Origin of the sequence: Pseudomonas rhizophila, from assembly GCF_003033885.1 — a bacterium.
Lineage (GTDB): Bacteria > Pseudomonadota > Gammaproteobacteria > Pseudomonadales > Pseudomonadaceae > Aquipseudomonas > Aquipseudomonas rhizophila.
Genome location: NZ_CP024081.1, coordinates 474635 through 489972, shown reverse-complemented (window position 1 = coordinate 489972; position 15338 = coordinate 474635). Strand labels below are relative to the sequence as shown.

The window sequence follows — 15338 nt, the reverse complement described above, 5'->3', positions numbered from 1 at the left end:
ACATGCGCAAACCCCGCGCATGAGCAACGTGACGAATGGCCTGTAGTCGGCCTCGCCAAGCACTTTCCTCGAAAAACCTGTCGAGCCGTTCAACCCGACGCCTGCAACAAAAACCGCAATCGAACGTGCAGACGCAAAAAAGCCGGGAATTTCCCGGCTGCCGCATCATACACACGTTTTCCCAAAGGATCACCCCGCCCGACGCTTTAGCCGCCGGGCGGAGTGCTTCAGGTCAACGTCGCATCAAGGCTTGGACTTTTCCAGGTACTGGAAGAAGTCGCTGCTTGGGTCAAGGACCAGGACGTCGGATTTGTCCGCAAAGCTTTCACGGTAGGCACGCAGGCTACGGTAGAACGCGTAGAACTCCTGATCCTGACCATAGGCCTTGGCGTAGATCGCAGCGGCCTGGGCATCACCGTCACCGCGCAGCTCTTCCGATTCACGGTAGGCTTCGGCCAGCAATACGCGACGCTGACGATCGGCGTCGGCACGGATGCCTTCAGCCAGCTCGTTACCCTTGGCGCGGTGCTCGCGAGCTTCACGCTCACGCTCGGTGCTCATCCGCTCGAACACACTGCGGTTCACTTCCTTGGGCAGGTCGATGGCCTTGACCCGGACATCGACAACTTCGATACCCAGCTCTTTTTCCGCCATCGCGTTCAGCGAACGAGTGATGTCGGCCATGAGCGCATCACGCTCACCAGACACGACTTCATGCAGCGTACGCTTACCGAACTGGTCACGCAGGCCCGACTCAAGACGACGGGACAGACGCTCGTCGGCAATCTGCTTGAGACCGGAAGTCGCGGTGTAGAAGCGCTCGGCATCTTTCACGCGCCACTTGGCGTAGGCGTCCACCATCACGGCTTTCTTTTCCAGCGTCAGGAAGCGTTGTGTCGGTGCATCCAGTGTCATCAGGCGGGCATCGAACTTACGCACCTTGTTGACGTACGGCACTTTCACATGCAGGCCCGGCTGGACATCCGCCTGGACCACGCGACCGAATTGCAGCAACACCGCACGCTCGGTCTGAGCCACGATGTAGAAGCAGTTCCAGGCAGCGATCGCCACGACGACACCGACAATAAGGGCGATCAGCGATTTATTGCTCATCAGCGACTCTCCCTGGTACGTGCTTGCTGTTGCTGCTGCTCCGCCGCCGCGCGGGCATTGGCTTCATTGCTGGCCGCTGCCGTGCTGGACGGTGGCGTGCCGGTTTTACGACCGCCTTCGACCATCTTGTCCAGCGGCAAGTACAGCAGATTGCTCTGGCCGTTCTTGTTGCCGGTCACGAGGACCTTGCTGGTGTTGCTGAAGACTTCCTGCATGGTGTCCAGGTACAGACGCTCGCGGGTGACTTCAGGCGCCTTGCGATACTCGCTCACCAGTTTGGTGAAGCGATCCGCCTCACCCTTGGCGCGGGAGACCACTTCGTCGCGGTAACCGTTGGCATCTTCAATGATGCGCTGGGCCTGACCACGGGCTTCCGGCACGACGCCGTTGGCGTAGGTCTCGGCCTGGTTGCGCGAACGCTGCTCGTCTTCACGGGCACGGATCACGTCATCGAAGGCTTCCTGGACTTCACGCGGTGCCGCTGCGCTCTGAACGTTGACCTGGGTAACGGTGATACCGGTGCGATAGGTATCGAGGAACCTTTGCAGGCGCTCCTTGATTTCGCTGGCCATCAACTCACGACCTTCAGTCAGCACCTGGTCCATGGCGGTAGAGCCCACCACATGACGCAAGGCACTTTCAGTGGCGTGCTGCAGGCTGATTTCCGGTTGGTCGACGTTCAGTACGAAGTCTTGCAGATTGGAAATCTTGTATTGCACGGTCAGCGGCACTTCGACGATGTTCTCGTCTTCGGTGAGCATCTGGCCCTGCTTGGTATAGGCACGCTCACGCGTGACGTTTTCCATGAACTTCTTGTCGATCGGCGGGAAATAGATGTTCAGACCCGGACCGACAGTCTCGTAGTACTTGCCGAAGCGCAGCACCACGGCCTGCTCCTGCTCGTCCACGACATATACCGCGCTGTACAGCCAGACAGCCGCGAGCACGACGAGACCAATGCCGAGCAGGCCATAACCGCCACCCTTGCCCGAACGGCCACCACCATCGTCACCGCGTTTCTTACCACCACCGAACAAACCGTTCAGGCTTTCCTGCAGCTTTCGGAAGGCCTCGTCGAGATCCGGTGGCCCCTTGCGGTCGCCGTTGTTACGACGTTTTCCACCCCAGGGATCCTGATTATTCGAGTTGCCACCCGGCTCATTCCAAGCCATAGCGCTCTCCATCTGATAAAGCAAAGACGCACCCACGGCGCGCCGACCAATGCTACAGAATGCCTGACACAGCTTTCTCAGGCTTTTATTGCAAAGTGTGTTGCTCGATGAATTCCATCGGCTGCAGCCCTTCGCGACTGACCAGTCGATTGAGCTCCGTCCGAGGCAGGCGAACCGCCAGCAGGCAGACGCCTTCTTCGTCGTGTTCTTCTTTCTGCACCGCTCCGAGTTCAAAGAACTGGGCCCGCAGCCGAGCGAAACGTTGCGGCAACTTCAGCGTGCCAACAAACAAGTCGTTGCCCAGCAGCTCCGCCACGGCCTGCTTGAGCAGGTCGAGGCCGGAGCCGTCGCGGGCCGATAACCAGACCCGCTGCGGTTTGCCATCGGCATCACGCTGGATCTGCGGCTCCACGCCTTCGAGCAAATCGAGTTTGTTGTATACCTCGAGGATCGGCAAGTCCTGGGCTCCGATCTCGCCCAGCACCACCATGACCTGCTCGATCTGCAGCATCCGGTCCGGCTCGGCGGCATCGATCACGTGCAGCAGCAGGTCGGAGTTGCTCGACTCTTCGAGCGTAGCCCGGAAAGCCTCCACCAGCTTATGCGGCAAATGCCGAATGAAGCCCACGGTGTCGGCCAGCACAATCGGCCCGAGGTCGTCCAGATCGAGCCGGCGCAGGGTCGGATCGAGCGTGGCGAACAACTGGTCGGCGGCGTAGACATCGGACTGGGTCACGTTATTGAACAGCGTCGATTTGCCGGCGTTGGTGTAACCCACCAATGAAACCGTCGGGATATCAGCACGCTTGCGGCCACGCCGGGATTGCTCGCGCTGGCTGCGGACCTTTTCCAGACGCCCCTTGATCTGGCGCAGGCGAACCCGCAGCAGGCGCCGGTCGGTTTCCAGCTGGGTCTCACCCGGACCGCGCAGACCGATCCCCCCCTTCTGCCGCTCAAGGTGGGTCCAGCCACGAACCAGGCGCGTACTCATGTGCTCAAGCTGGGCCAGTTCGACCTGGAGCTTGCCTTCATGGGTACGGGCGCGTTGGGCGAAGATATCGAGAATCAACCCCGTCCGGTCGATCACGCGACACTCGAACACACGCTCGAGGTTACGCTCCTGACTGGGCGTGAGGATGTGATTGAAAATCACCAGGTCGACCTGCTCGGTTTTGACCAGGTCGCGCAATTCCTCGACCTTGCCGCTACCTATCAGGTATTTGGCGGTTGGCCGATGACGCGGCACGTTAAAAAACGCGACGGTCTCGGCGCCGGCCGAAAGTGCCAATTCCTGAAACTCCTGCGGATCTTCGCGCGCCTCAGGGTCTTGTCCATCCAAGTGAACGAGAATGGCCCGCTCACCCCCACCGTGGCGCTCAAAGAACAAAGGAGACTCCTATCAAGCGTTACCCGGTTCAGCGTCACCGGCTTCGGATTCGGTTGCGCTAGGCAGACGAATCGCACGCACAGGCACTACTGTCGAGATCGCGTGCTTGTAGACCATCTGGCTGACGGTGTTTTTCAACAGGATGACGAACTGGTCGAAAGACTCGATATGGCCTTGCAGTTTGATCCCGTTGACCAGATAGATGGACACCCCAACTTTCTCTTTACGTAAAGTGTTCAAGTAAGGGTCTTGTAGCGAATGCCCTTTTGACATGTGCCGCACTCCTTTAAGGATCAATAATTAAAATCGGAATCAGATGGCTTGGGCCGTCACACCCCCAAGGATAGACGGCAATTGCAAGGACTCAGCTCAATATGGAGATGGTCCCAAGGTATTTCAAGGCGCGCGGCAGATTGTCGCAATCAAGACTGTCAAGCCAATGCAAGTCAGTCCAGCTCCGCAGCCAGGTGAACTGGCGTTTCGCCAATTGGCGCGTGGCAATGATTCCACGCTCCTGCATCTCGGCTGACGTCAGCTTGCCGTCCAGATAGTCCCAGACCTGTCGATAACCCACCGCACGTATAGACGGCAACCCGGCATGCAGGTCACTTCGCTCACGCAGGGCTACGACCTCGTCTATGAATCCCTGTTCCAACATTAATGTGAATCTTTGTTCAATTCGCCGATGCAGCACTTGCCGGTTCGCCGGAGCGATGGCCAGATTGGCGACAGTATAGGGCAATTGTTGCATTCCCGAAGCGGCTGCTTCAGTACTTTGCGCAGATTGTCGCTGTCGCAGGGCCGTCATGCTCTGCCCGCTGACCCGATAGACCTCCAGCGCCCGGCTGAGCCGTTGCGGGTCGTTGGGGTGAATGCGGGCCGCCGACTCCGGGTCGATGACCGCCAGTTGCTCATGCAGGGCTTGCCAGCCAAGGCGTGCAGCCTCTTCTTCGATCTGCGCGCGCACGCTGGGATCGGCAGCCGGCATGTCCGCCAGCCCCTCGACCAGAGCCTTGTAGTACAGCATCGTGCCGCCCACCAGCAGCGGAATCTTGCCTCTGGCGGTGATGTCGGCCATGGCCTGAAGGGCATCGCGACGAAAATCCGCTGCCGAGTAAGCTTCGGCCGGATCCAGGATGTCGATCAGTCGGTGCGGGAACTCGGCCAGCAGCTCTTTTGACGGCTTGGCCGTGCCGATGTCCATGCCCCGGTAGACCAAGGCCGAATCGACGCTGATCAGCTCGCAGGGCAGCACTTTGGTCAACTCAATGGCCAGGTCGGTCTTGCCGGCTGCGGTCGGCCCCATCAGAAAGATCGCAGGTGGTAACTGGCTCATCAACGACCGCGCAGGAACAGTTTGTCCAGGTCGTCCAGGCCCAGTTGGGTCCAGGTCGGCCGGCCATGGTTGCATTGGCCGCTGCGCTCGGTGTTTTCCATATCCCGCAGCAGGCCATTCATTTCCGGCAAGGCCAGACGCCGGTTGGCGCGGATTGCGCCGTGGCAGGCCATGGTGCCGAGCAGTTCGTTCAGGTGCGCCTGGATCCGGTCGCTGGTGCCGTACTCCATCAGGTCCGCCAGCACGTCGCTGACCAGTCGGTTGGCCTCGGCCTGCTTCAACAACGCCGGGATCTGCCGGATCGCCAGGGTTTCCGGGCCCAGGCGCTGCAGCTCAAAGCCCAGGCGCTGGAACCAGCTCACATGCTCCTCGGCGCAATCGGCCTCACGCTGACTGACCGCCAGGGATTCAGGCACCAATAGCGGTTGCCCGCTAAGGCCTTCGCTGGCCATGGCGATCTTCAGCCGCTCGTACATGATCCGCTCGTGGGCGGCATGCATGTCTACCAGGACCAGGCCCTGGGCATTTTCCGCGAGGATATAGATGCCTTTGAGCTGCGCCAGGGCATAACCCAGTGGCGGAATGTCACCCTGGCCGTCCGGCAACGCCGCCGCACCGGCCTCAGGCAGGGGCTTGAAGAACTCGCGATAAGCCGCCTGAGCTTCGGCGGCGGGCACGCTCGATTGCGCACGCGGGGTGTATTGGTACTGGTAACCGCTGCCCGCGCCGGTCCCGGCGGCGTTGTAGGTCGGCTGGGGCTGGGGTTGCTCCAGCAGTGCGTTGGCGGCCAGGCGCATTTCGCCCTGAGGCCCGAATTCGCCAGCCTCCAGCCCCGTTGGCCGGACCATGCCGGCAACTGCCGCCGGTGCCGCCAATTGATCTTCGGGGCGCACATCGCCCAAGGCGCGGTGCAAGGTGCCGTAAAGGAAATCGTGCACCATGCGCCCGTCACGGAAGCGTACTTCATGCTTGGTGGGATGGACGTTGACGTCCACCACCGCGGGATCGACTTCGAAAAAAAGCACGAACGTTGGATGCCGACCGTTGAACAACACGTCGCGATAGGCCTGGCGCACCGCATGGGCCACCAGCTTGTCGCGCACCGCCCGCCCGTTCACGTAAAAGTACTGCAAGTCCGCCTGGCTGCGAGAAAAAGTCGGCAGCCCGACCCAGCCCCACAGGTGCAGGCCATTGCGCTCCACTTCGATGGGCAGAGCCTGCTCCAGGAACCCGGCACCGCACACCGCGCCGACGCGTCGAGCACGGGCCGCATCATCATGGGCCTCGTGCAGGCTGAGGATGGTCTTGCCGTTGTGGCGCAAATGGAACGCCACGTCAAAACGCGCCAGCGCCAGACGCTTGATGACTTCCTGCAAATGATCGAATTCGGTCTTCTCGGCCTTGAGAAACTTGCGCCGCGCCGGGGTATTGAAGAACAGGTCGCGCACTTCCACCGAGGTGCCCACCGGATGGGCCGCGGGCTGGACGCGAGAGGCCATGTCCCGGCCTTCGGTCTCGACCTGCCAGGCCTGGTCGGCTTCGCGGGTACGCGAGGTGAGCGTCAGGCGCGACACCGAACTGATGGAGGCCAGCGCCTCGCCACGGAACCCCAGGCTCATGACCCGCTCGAGGTCTTCCAGATCGCGGATCTTGCTGGTGGCGTGGCGCGCCAGGGCCAACGGCAGGTCGTCGGCAGGAATGCCGCCACCGTCATCGCGCACACGCAGCAGCTTGACACCGCCCTGCTCGACATCCACATCGATGCGCCGGGCCCCGGAGTCGAGGCTGTTCTCCAGCAACTCCTTGATCACCGACGCCGGACGCTCGACCACCTCACCGGCAGCGATCTGGTTCGCCAGCCGGGGGCTGAGCAGTTCGATGCGGGCAGTGCTGCCGGTCAGTTCATCGCTCATTGCTTGACCACCACTTCGTTGCCGGGAATGGTCAGGGTCTGGCCGATCTTGAGCTCGTCGCTCTTGAGATTATTGGCACTGCGCAACGACGCGGGCGACACCTGATAGCGCACCGCGATCATTGCCAGGGTTTCGCCAGGATTGACCCGATGGTCTCGCGGCCCCTGGGCGATCTTGCCGGAGTCTCGTAGCCAGGCGATGTAGGTGCCCGGTGGCGGGTTCTGCTGGAAGAACTGTCGCACGCCGCTGCTGATGGAACGGGCCAGGGCCTGTTGGTGGCTGGAGGATGTCAGCTTCGAGGCTTCGTTGGCGTTGGAGATGAACCCGGTTTCCACCAGAATCGACGGGATATCCGGTGACTTGAGCACCATGAACCCGGCCTGCTCGACGCGTCGCTTGTGCAGCGGCGTGACACGTCCAATGTTGCTCAAGACTTTTTGACCGACGTTCAGGCTGGACGTCAGCGAGGCGGTCATCGACAAATCGAGCAGCACGCCGGCGAGCATGCGGTCCTTGTCATCGAGGCTGACGTTACCGGCACCGCCAATCAGGTCGGAACGGTTTTCGCTGTCAGCCAGCCAACGGGCGGTCTCGGAGGTGGCCCCCCGGTCAGACAGGGCAAACACCGAGGCCCCGAACGCGGCTTTTGAAGGGGCGGCGTCGGCATGGATCGAGACGAACAGGTCCGCGCCCTTCTTGCGGGCGATTTCGGTACGGCCACGCAAGGGGATGAAATAGTCTCCGGTACGGGTCAGCTCCGCGCGAAAGCCCTTCATACCATTGACCTGGCGCTGCAACTCACGGGCGATGGACAACACCACGTCCTTTTCACGCTGCCCTCGCGAGCCAGAGGCACCCGGGTCCTCCCCCCCGTGACCGGCATCGATCACAACGATGATATCGCGCTTGCCGGAAGGCGCCGGCGGTAGCTTGAGAGCAGGCTCGGTCGGCGTGACCGGCACCGCCGGCACTGTGGCGACTTTGGTCGGCGGCGCAGGCGGTGGCGCGGCATCGCCCGGGTTGTCGAACAAGTCCACCACCAGTCGGTTGCCGTACTGGGCGTTGGGCGCCAGGGTGAAGCTTTTCGGGGTCACCGCCTTATTCAGATCGACGACCACCCGCAGGTCAGTCGGCGTGCGCTGAGCCGAGCGAATGGCCGTGATCGGCGTGTTGGCGGTGGCGGCTGTCAGCGGCGCCCCCAGGGATGCGCCATTGATGTCGATCACCAGGCGATCCGGAGCGGTCAGGGTGAATACGCTGTGCTGCACCGGCCCCGTCAGGTCGAACACCAGACGAGTGTTGTCCGGCGCCCGCCACAGACGAACGCTGCTGACCTTCGTCTGTGCCACAGCATCGACGGCCAGTGCCGTAAGCAACATTCCTACGACAGCAACCACCGCGCGAAAGCGCATACCAAACCCCATCATCAATTAGTTTCCAGTGCCAAAGCGGCACACCACGACTCGCCACGCGAGCCTTGCGGCGTCAGTATCAACGAACGCCCGCCGTTCTGCGCGCCAATGGTAATGGTCAGGTCGGGCTTTGGCAAAAAGCCTGCACCCTTCTGGGGCCATTCGATCAGACACAAGGCGTCATCTTCGAAGTAATCGCGGATACCGAGGAATTCCAACTCTTCAGGGTCCACCAGTCGGTACAGGTCAAAATGGAAGGCACGAATGTCGCCGATTTCGTAGGGTTCAACCAACGTGAACGTAGGGCTTTTCACTGCGCCGACGTGTCCCAGGCCACGAATAATGCCGCGGGACAAGGTGGTTTTTCCCGCGCCGAGGTCGCCCTCCAGAAAAATCAGACCATGGCCTGCCGTGGTACGCGCAATGCGCGCCCCCAATTGCGTCATGGCTTGTTCGTCCGCCACGTACAGGGTTACTTCAGACACGGTGAATGCTCCTCCAACAACTGACGAATGGCCGGGATCAGATCGGTCGCCGCCAATCCCCGGCCCGACTGACCGGCTTGCGCACCGGCATTGGCATGCAGCCACACCGCCAGGCAGGCGGCGTCAAAGCCATCCATGCCTTGGGCGAGCAACGCACCGACCACCCCGGCCAGTACATCCCCGAGGCCTGCCGTGGCCATGGCCGGATGGCCCTGGCTACAAACCGACAGGCGACCGTCTGGACTGGCAATCAGGCTGCCAGCGCCTTTGAGAATCACTGTGGCCGCGTATTGTTTGCTCAATGCGTGGGCCGCCGCCGGACGATCGGCCTGCACCTGAGCCGTGGAGATACCCAGAAGCCGCGCCGCCTCGCCCGGATGAGGGGTGATCACACAGTGCGCGGGCAAACTGACCGCGCCACTGCTCAGCAGGTTCAGCGCATCGGCATCCCACACCTGGGGCAGCAATGCGTTGGCCGCCGCCGACAACAAGCTACGTCCCCACGCAGCCTGACCGAGGCCCGGCCCCACCACCAACACACTGACCTGCTCAAGCAACCCCATCAATTGGTTTGCTGAGTGGGTGCCCTGCACCATGACTTCGGGTAAACGCGTCAGCGCAGCGGACACATGCTCGTTGCGAGTGGCCATGGACACCATCCCCGCGCCGCAACGCAGGGCACTCTCGGCGCTCATCTGGATAGCCCCGCCAAAACCTCGATCGCCGCCGATCAATAGAACATGACCGAACTTGCCTTTGTGGGATGTGCGCGCGCGCGGCGTCAGACCCGGCAGATTAGCGGGCTGCAGAAGCCGGGCCGTGGCCGGCGCCGCCTCGACGATGTCGGGATCGGCATGCAGATCATTGAATATCAGTTCACCGACCCGGTCCGCCGCATCGCCTGTGAACAGGCCCAGCTTCAGGCCGATAAAGGTTACGGTCAGGTCGGCCGTCACTGCCGTACCCAGCACCCGTCCCGTGTCGGCACACAGCCCCGAAGGGATATCCACCGCGGCCACTGGCAGGCCACTGACATTGATGGTGTCGATTGCCCGAACGTAGGGCTCGCGTACTTCGCCACTCAATCCCGTGCCGAGCAAGGCGTCGAGCAGCACGCCGCGCAAGTCGGACTCGTCCGACCATGGCTCCACCGGCACACCCACCGCCACCGCCTCGGCGTGGGCATTGGCGGCATCCCCCTGCAAACGCCGGGGCTCACCCACCGTCAGCACCCGCACTGACCAGCCGGCACGGCGGGCCAGGGTCGCCACCAGATAACCGTCGCCGGCGTTGTTGCCATGCCCGGCCAGCACGGTCAGCTCGCTGGCGTCTGGCCAGTGCCGGACAATGGCGCGCCAGGTGGCGCGGGCGGCTCGCTGCATCAATTCGAAGCCAGTCGTGCCTGCCGCAATCAGCTGTGCGTCAAGGGCCCGAACCTGCGCGGCACTGTACAGCGCGTCGGGAAAATCATCTTTAGTGTGCGGCATGCGTCTTCGGGCTCCGATGTCTGGCAGAATTATACGCATCTCAGCTCCGGTTTCTCTCGCCTCATGCCCGTCATTCCCACAGACCTCCCCGCCCTCGCCCAATCCATCAAGGACTGGGGCCGCGAGCTGGGTTTCCAGCAGGTCGGCATCAGCGGCCTGGACCTGGCCGTGCATGAGCAACATTTGCAGCGCTGGCTCGACGCGGGCTATCACGGCGAGATGGACTACATGGGCGCCCACGGCAGCAAACGCTCGCACCCCGAGGAACTGGTGCCGGGCACATTGCGTGTGGTTTCCCTGCGCATGGACTACCTGCCGGGCGACACGCAAATGGCGCAGATGCTCGGCCAACCGGAAAAAGCCTACGTCTCGCGTTATGCATTGGGCCGCGATTACCACAAATTGATCCGTAAACGCGTGCAGCAACTGGCAGAAAAAATTCAGGCGGTCATTGGCCCCTTCGGTTATCGCGCCTTCGTTGACAGCGCACCGGTGCTGGAAAAAGCCATCGCCGAGCAGGCCGGCTTGGGCTGGATCGGTAAAAACACCCTGGTACTGAACCGCAAGGCCGGCAGCTATTTCTTCCTGAGCGAACTGTTCGTCGACCTGCCGCTGCCGGTTGACCCGCCCCACGCCAGCGAACACTGCGGAAAATGCACCGCATGCCTGGACATCTGCCCTACGAATGCCTTCGTCGGCCCCTACGTCCTGGATGCCCGACGCTGCATTTCCTACCTCACCATCGAACTCAAAAGCGCCATCCCCGAGGAACTGCGGCCATTGATCGGCAACCGGGTGTTCGGTTGCGATGACTGCCAGATCGTCTGCCCGTGGAACCGCTTCGCCCGACCGTCCGGAGAAAGCGACTTCAAACCGCGACACAACCTGGACAATGCCGGGTTGGCCGAGTTGTTCATGTGGGACGAGGAAAAATTCCTCAGCAGTACCGAGGGCTCGCCCCTGCGCCGCGCCGGGTACGAACGCTGGTTGCGCAACCTGGCGGTGGGGCTGGGAAATGCACCTTCAACCATCCCGGTCATGCAAGCGCTTGAAGCGCGGCGCGATTACCCATCGGAACTGGTGCGCGAGCATGTGGAGTGGGCGTTGCGCCAACACGCCGAGCGTCAGACCTCGTCGTTGTAGACGAACTTCGGCATTTCCCAGTGAAAGCGGATCGCCAGGAGCCGCAACAGGAAACCGCCGAACAAGGTGATGAGGATCGCCTGCTCGCTCGGCAACTGCAGATAGACACACAGCATGTAGCACCACGCCGCGGCAAACGAAACGCTGGCATAGAGCTCGCGACGGAAGATCAGCGGGATATCGTTGCAAAAAATGTCACGCAGGATGCCACCGAAAACGCCGGTAATCACGCCACTGACCGAAGCCACCAACATGCCATGGCCCATTTCCAGGGCGGTCATGCAGCCGATCAGGGTGAACGCCACCAGGCCCACGGCGTCAAGCACCAGGAACAACGAGCGCAAATGGCGCATCCAGCGCGCCAGGATCACCGTCAGCATCGCGGCCGCGGTGGTCAGCACCAGATATTCCGGGTGCCTGACCCAGGTGAGCGGGTAATGACCGAGCAGCACATCGCGCACCGAGCCGCCACCCAACGCGGTGACGCAGGCGATCAGCACCACGCCAAACCAGTCCATGCCACGACGCCCGGCAGACAAAGCCCCAGTCATGGCTTCGGCGGTGATGGCGATCAGGTAAAGCATCAGCAACATGATGGCGGTCCTTGCAGGAAGGCGCGCAGTCTAGCCAGTTTGGGCAGGCACCAAAAGAGGGCGCGACACCGTCTTCTGCCTGAGCGCCATGCCGCCCGTTCAAACTACCCCTGTGGCGAGGGAGCTTGCTCCCGCTCGGCTGCGCAGCAGTCGCCAAACCGGACAACTCGATCTACCTGAAGCTGTTGGGCCTGCTTCGCAGGCCAGCGGGAGCAAGCTCCCTCGCCACAAAAGCGTGCTCGCACAACAGCCGAGGAGCCGACTTAGAACTTGATGAAGTGCTTACGGTAGTGCTGCAGCTCGGCGATGGACTCGCGGATATCGTCCAGGGCCAGGTGGCTGCCGCCCTTCTGGAAGCTGTCACGCACCTCAGGTGCCCAGCGGGCGGCCAGTTCCTTGAGGGTGGAGACGTCCAGGTTGCGGTAGTGAAAGTAGCTTTCCAGGGATTTCATATGGGTATAGAGAAAGCGACGATCCTGGCAGATGCTGTTGCCACAGATCGGTGACTTGCCCTTGGGCACCCACTGCTCAAGAAAGGCGATGGTTTGGGCTTCGGCCTCAGCCATGCTGATTTTGCTCTCGCGCACCCGTTGGGTCAGGCCTGAGCCGCCGTGCTGGCGAGTGTTCCATTCGTCCATACCCGCCAGGACCTCGTCGCTGTGATGGATCGCGATCACAGGGCCTTCGGCCAGGGTGTTGAGATCACTGTCGGTGACGATGGTGGCCATTTCGATGATGACGTCGGTGTCCGGGTTCAGACCGGTCATTTCCAGGTCGATCCAGATCAGGTTCTGCGGGTTCTGCATGGGGGAGCTCCTCGGCGTAGCTGCGCAGTTTAGCTTAGGCTTTGAACGAAAAGTGCCTGCGCGACGATCATGCTGCGTTGAAAACAGCCTCGGAATGCTCATTGACCACCAGTCAACGACGTTTCCTCGCCTGTTTTCGCCCTGCCTGATCGCTGCTCGGCGACTTTTCGTTCAAACCCGAGGCAGGGCCTTGAGCGTGCTAAACTCGCGGCCGTTTTTACCTAATCGCTGCATTCTTCATACGGAACACCCATGGCCAAACGCCAACTCAATCGTCGTCAAAACTGGCGCATCGAAAAGATTCAGGGCGAGCGCGCCGCCCGCGCCGCCAAACGCGAATCCAGCGCGGTACAAGCGCTGGAGGGCGGCGACCTGGGCCCTGAACAGACCGGCCTGGTGATCGCGCACTTCGGTGTACAGGTCGAGGTCGAGGCCCGTGAAGGCGAATTGGCCGGCCAGGTATTCCGCTGCCACCTGCGAGCCAACCTGCCGGCCCTGGTCACTGGTGATCAGGTGGTCTGGCGTGCCGGCAACCAAGGCATCGGCGTGATCGTGGCTCAACTGCCGCGCCACACCGAACTGTGCCGTCCGGACAGCCGAGGCCAGCTCAAGCCGGTGGCGGCCAACGTCGACATGATCGTCATCGTCTTCGCCCCGCTACCCGAGCCCCACGCCAACCTGATCGACCGCTATCTGGTCGCGGCCGAACACGCCGGCATCCGCCCCTTGTTGCTGCTCAACAAATTCGACCTGATCGATGAACACAACGCCCCGGCGCTGAACGCACTGCTCTCGGTCTATCGGCACTTGGGCTACCCGGTGCTGGAGGTTTCGGCTCACCACGGCGACGGCATGGAAAAATTGCAGGAACAACTGGACGGGCGCATCAGCGTGTTTGTCGGCCAGTCCGGTGTCGGTAAGTCGTCGCTGGTCAACAGCCTGCTGCCGGAAGTCGAGACGCGCGTCGGGCCGCTGTCCGAGCTGTCCGGCCAGGGCACTCACACCACCACCACTGCGCGGTTGTTCCACTTCCCCGGCGGCGGTGAATTGATCGACTCGCCGGGCATCCGCGAGTTTGGCCTGGGCCACGTCAGCCGAGCCGATGTGGAAGCGGGGTTCATCGAGTTCAACGACCTGATCGGCACCTGCCGTTTCCGCGACTGCAAGCACGACCGCGAACCCGGTTGCGCACTGCTCAAGGCGCTGGAAGACGGTCGTGTGCAGCAGCAACGGATGAACAGCTATCGCTCGATCATCGCCAGCTTGCCGGAAAGCAGTTACTGATCTGAAAGGAAGGCAAGCCGGACACAGTTGTGGCGAAGGGATTTATCCCCGCTGGGGCGCGAAGCGCCCCCCCTTTATCACCCCGAATATCAGATGAAAAAAGAGGGGCTGCTTCGCAGCCCAACGGGGATAAATCCCCTCGCCACAGGTTTACGCTCGCCAGTCAGGTCACTGCGCAGGCGGCTCGGCCGGTTTCGGCGCGAGATCATCGAACAGATTCAGACGTTCGCGCACCTCATGGGCGGGAACAGGCTGCTGGTCCGCCGGCAATGCGTTCGGATCCGCCGCCGCGCCGGGCGTAACCGGCACTTCACCCGGCGCGCCGGCGCCCTGGGCCGGGTCCGGCGCCGGGTCATCGGTTTGCGAACCTTCGATGGCTTTCTGGGCCTTCTTGGTCAACACCACGATATCGATCCGCCGGTTGACCGGGTTGAACGGGTCTTTGCGGTCGAACAGCGCCGAGGAGGCATAACCGACCACCCGCGCCACCTGCTCGTCCGGATAACTGCCGGCCACCAGGGCCCGACGAGCCGCATTGGCGCGATTGGCGGAGAGTTCCCAGTTACCGAAATCGCCTTTGCCGATGAAGGGCTTGGCATCGGTATGACCACTGATGCTGATCTTGTTCGGCACCGCTTTGATGGTGTCGGCCATGGCCAGCAGAATATCTTCGAAATAAGGTTTCAGGCGCGCGCTGCCAGAGTCGAACATCGGACGGTTCTCGGCGTCCATGATCTGGATGCGCAAGCCGTTCGGCGTGATTTCGAACAGGATCTGGTCCTTGAACTTCTGCAGTTGAGGGTTCTCTTCGACTTTGTTCTGCAACTCTTGCAGCAACAACTCCAGACGCTCTCGCTCGACCTCCTCGGCCATGCCTTCGGCGTCATTGGCGTCTACCTTCGCCTTGTCGGGCTGAGGCTGGGATTCGACTTCAGGGTTGAGGGTGTTTTCCGGCGCCAGGACCGGCGAGCCGCCCAGGTCGATGATATACGGCGTGCCGCTTTCGGAAAAACCCACCGGGTCCTTGAAATAACCGGCGATGGCGATTTTCTGCTCTGGAGTCGCGGTGGACAGCAGCCACAGCACCAGAAAGAACGCCATCATCGCCGTCGCGAAGTCGGCGAAGGCGATTTTCCAGGCGCCCCCGTGATGCCCGCCGGCTATGCGCTTGACGCGCTTGATAATGATCGGCTGGTTGTTTTCCATC

Annotated in this window: 14 protein-coding genes; 2 read left to right on the top strand and 12 right to left on the bottom strand. The window is 61.9% G+C overall.

Features of this window, described 5'->3' with window-relative positions; genetic code table 11:
• Positions 1 to 243: 243 nt before the first annotated feature.
• The 9 genes from hflC to CRX69_RS02175 form a co-directional block, all read right to left on the bottom strand.
• The gene (gene hflC, locus CRX69_RS02215) at positions 244 to 1113 is read right to left on the bottom strand and encodes a protease modulator HflC (protein WP_047227313.1); all 870 of its coding nucleotides are present in this window, start codon (positions 1111 to 1113) and stop codon (positions 244 to 246) included.
• Positions 1113 to 2285: an FtsH protease activity modulator HflK gene (gene hflK / locus CRX69_RS02210; RefSeq protein WP_047227312.1), complete on the bottom strand. Its 1173-nt coding sequence runs from the start codon at positions 2283 to 2285 to the stop codon at positions 1113 to 1115. The genes hflC and hflK overlap by 1 nt, the downstream gene beginning before the upstream one ends.
• Before the next feature lie 85 nt (positions 2286 to 2370).
• Positions 2371 to 3672, bottom strand: a complete 1302-nt coding sequence (gene hflX / locus CRX69_RS02205; protein ID WP_047227311.1) for a ribosome rescue GTPase HflX — start codon at positions 3670 to 3672, stop codon at positions 2371 to 2373.
• 12 nt (positions 3673 to 3684) lie between these two features.
• Entirely contained in the window at positions 3685 to 3945 is a 261-nt protein-coding gene (hfq, locus tag CRX69_RS02200; RefSeq protein ID WP_047227310.1) for an RNA chaperone Hfq, read from the bottom strand.
• Between the two features lie 91 nt (positions 3946 to 4036).
• Positions 4037 to 5008 (bottom strand): tRNA (adenosine(37)-N6)-dimethylallyltransferase MiaA, encoded by a 972-nt coding sequence (gene miaA / locus CRX69_RS02195; RefSeq protein WP_047227309.1) that lies wholly within the window; start codon positions 5006 to 5008, stop codon positions 4037 to 4039.
• Positions 5008 to 6921 carry a DNA mismatch repair endonuclease MutL gene (gene mutL, locus CRX69_RS02190; protein ID WP_076382898.1) on the bottom strand — a complete coding sequence of 638 codons (1914 nt, stop codon included), beginning with the start codon at positions 6919 to 6921 and terminating at the stop codon, positions 5008 to 5010. The genes miaA and mutL overlap by 1 nt, the downstream gene beginning before the upstream one ends.
• A complete protein-coding gene (locus CRX69_RS02185; RefSeq protein ID WP_047227307.1) occupies positions 6918 to 8348 on the bottom strand; it encodes an N-acetylmuramoyl-L-alanine amidase in 1431 nt (476 codons plus the stop codon). The genes mutL and CRX69_RS02185 overlap by 4 nt, the downstream gene beginning before the upstream one ends.
• Positions 8348 to 8818, bottom strand: a complete 471-nt coding sequence (tsaE, locus tag CRX69_RS02180) for a tRNA (adenosine(37)-N6)-threonylcarbamoyltransferase complex ATPase subunit type 1 TsaE (protein ID WP_047227306.1) — start codon at positions 8816 to 8818, stop codon at positions 8348 to 8350. Before tsaE ends, CRX69_RS02185 begins: the two co-directional genes overlap by 1 nt.
• A complete protein-coding gene (locus CRX69_RS02175) occupies positions 8806 to 10305 on the bottom strand; it encodes a bifunctional ADP-dependent NAD(P)H-hydrate dehydratase/NAD(P)H-hydrate epimerase (protein WP_047227305.1) in 1500 nt (499 codons plus the stop codon). The genes tsaE and CRX69_RS02175 overlap by 13 nt, the downstream gene beginning before the upstream one ends.
• Positions 10306 to 10368: 63 nt before the next feature.
• Here CRX69_RS02175 and queG point away from each other — a divergent pair, with 63 nt between their 5' ends.
• Positions 10369 to 11448 carry a tRNA epoxyqueuosine(34) reductase QueG gene (gene queG, locus CRX69_RS02170; protein ID WP_047227304.1) on the top strand — a complete coding sequence of 360 codons (1080 nt, stop codon included), beginning with the start codon at positions 10369 to 10371 and terminating at the stop codon, positions 11446 to 11448.
• Here queG and CRX69_RS02165 read toward each other — a convergent pair.
• Together CRX69_RS02165 and orn are read right to left on the bottom strand one after the other, a co-directional pair.
• Positions 11430 to 12044: a trimeric intracellular cation channel family protein gene (locus tag CRX69_RS02165; RefSeq protein ID WP_171061284.1), complete on the bottom strand. Its 615-nt coding sequence runs from the start codon at positions 12042 to 12044 to the stop codon at positions 11430 to 11432. The genes queG and CRX69_RS02165 overlap by 19 nt on opposite strands.
• Before the next feature lie 260 nt (positions 12045 to 12304).
• Positions 12305 to 12847: an oligoribonuclease gene (gene orn / locus CRX69_RS02160; protein ID WP_047227302.1), complete on the bottom strand. Its 543-nt coding sequence runs from the start codon at positions 12845 to 12847 to the stop codon at positions 12305 to 12307.
• A 252-nt stretch (positions 12848 to 13099) separates the two neighbouring features.
• Here orn and rsgA point away from each other — a divergent pair, with 252 nt between their 5' ends.
• Positions 13100 to 14131, top strand: coding sequence for a small ribosomal subunit biogenesis GTPase RsgA (gene rsgA, locus CRX69_RS02155; protein ID WP_047227301.1), 1032 nt, complete (start codon positions 13100 to 13102; stop codon positions 14129 to 14131).
• Between the two features lie 168 nt (positions 14132 to 14299).
• Here the strand turns inward: rsgA and motB are convergent, their stop codons facing one another.
• Positions 14300 to 15337 (bottom strand): flagellar motor protein MotB, encoded by a 1038-nt coding sequence (gene motB, locus CRX69_RS02150; protein ID WP_107321460.1) that lies wholly within the window; start codon positions 15335 to 15337, stop codon positions 14300 to 14302.
• Between the last annotated feature and the right edge of the window lies 1 nt (position 15338).

Coding starts and splice junctions, on each gene's coding strand:
- queG (WP_047227304.1), top strand. CDS start 10,369: ATGCCCGTCATTCCCACAGACCTCCCCGCCCTCGCCCAATCCATCAAG.
- CRX69_RS02185 (WP_047227307.1), bottom strand. CDS start 8,348: ATGATGGGGTTTGGTATGCGCTTTCGCGCGGTGGTTGCTGTCGTAGGA.
- motB (WP_107321460.1), bottom strand. CDS start 15,337: ATGGAAAACAACCAGCCGATCATTATCAAGCGCGTCAAGCGCATAGCC.
- miaA (WP_047227309.1), bottom strand. CDS start 5,008: ATGAGCCAGTTACCACCTGCGATCTTTCTGATGGGGCCGACCGCAGCC.
- hflK (WP_047227312.1), bottom strand. CDS start 2,285: ATGGCTTGGAATGAGCCGGGTGGCAACTCGAATAATCAGGATCCCTGG.
- mutL (WP_076382898.1), bottom strand. CDS start 6,921: ATGAGCGATGAACTGACCGGCAGCACTGCCCGCATCGAACTGCTCAGC.
- CRX69_RS02175 (WP_047227305.1), bottom strand. CDS start 10,305: ATGCCGCACACTAAAGATGATTTTCCCGACGCGCTGTACAGTGCCGCG.
- orn (WP_047227302.1), bottom strand. CDS start 12,847: ATGCAGAACCCGCAGAACCTGATCTGGATCGACCTGGAAATGACCGGT.
- hflC (WP_047227313.1), bottom strand. CDS start 1,113: ATGAGCAATAAATCGCTGATCGCCCTTATTGTCGGTGTCGTCGTGGCG.
- rsgA (WP_047227301.1), top strand. CDS start 13,100: ATGGCCAAACGCCAACTCAATCGTCGTCAAAACTGGCGCATCGAAAAG.
- hfq (WP_047227310.1), bottom strand. CDS start 3,945: ATGTCAAAAGGGCATTCGCTACAAGACCCTTACTTGAACACTTTACGT.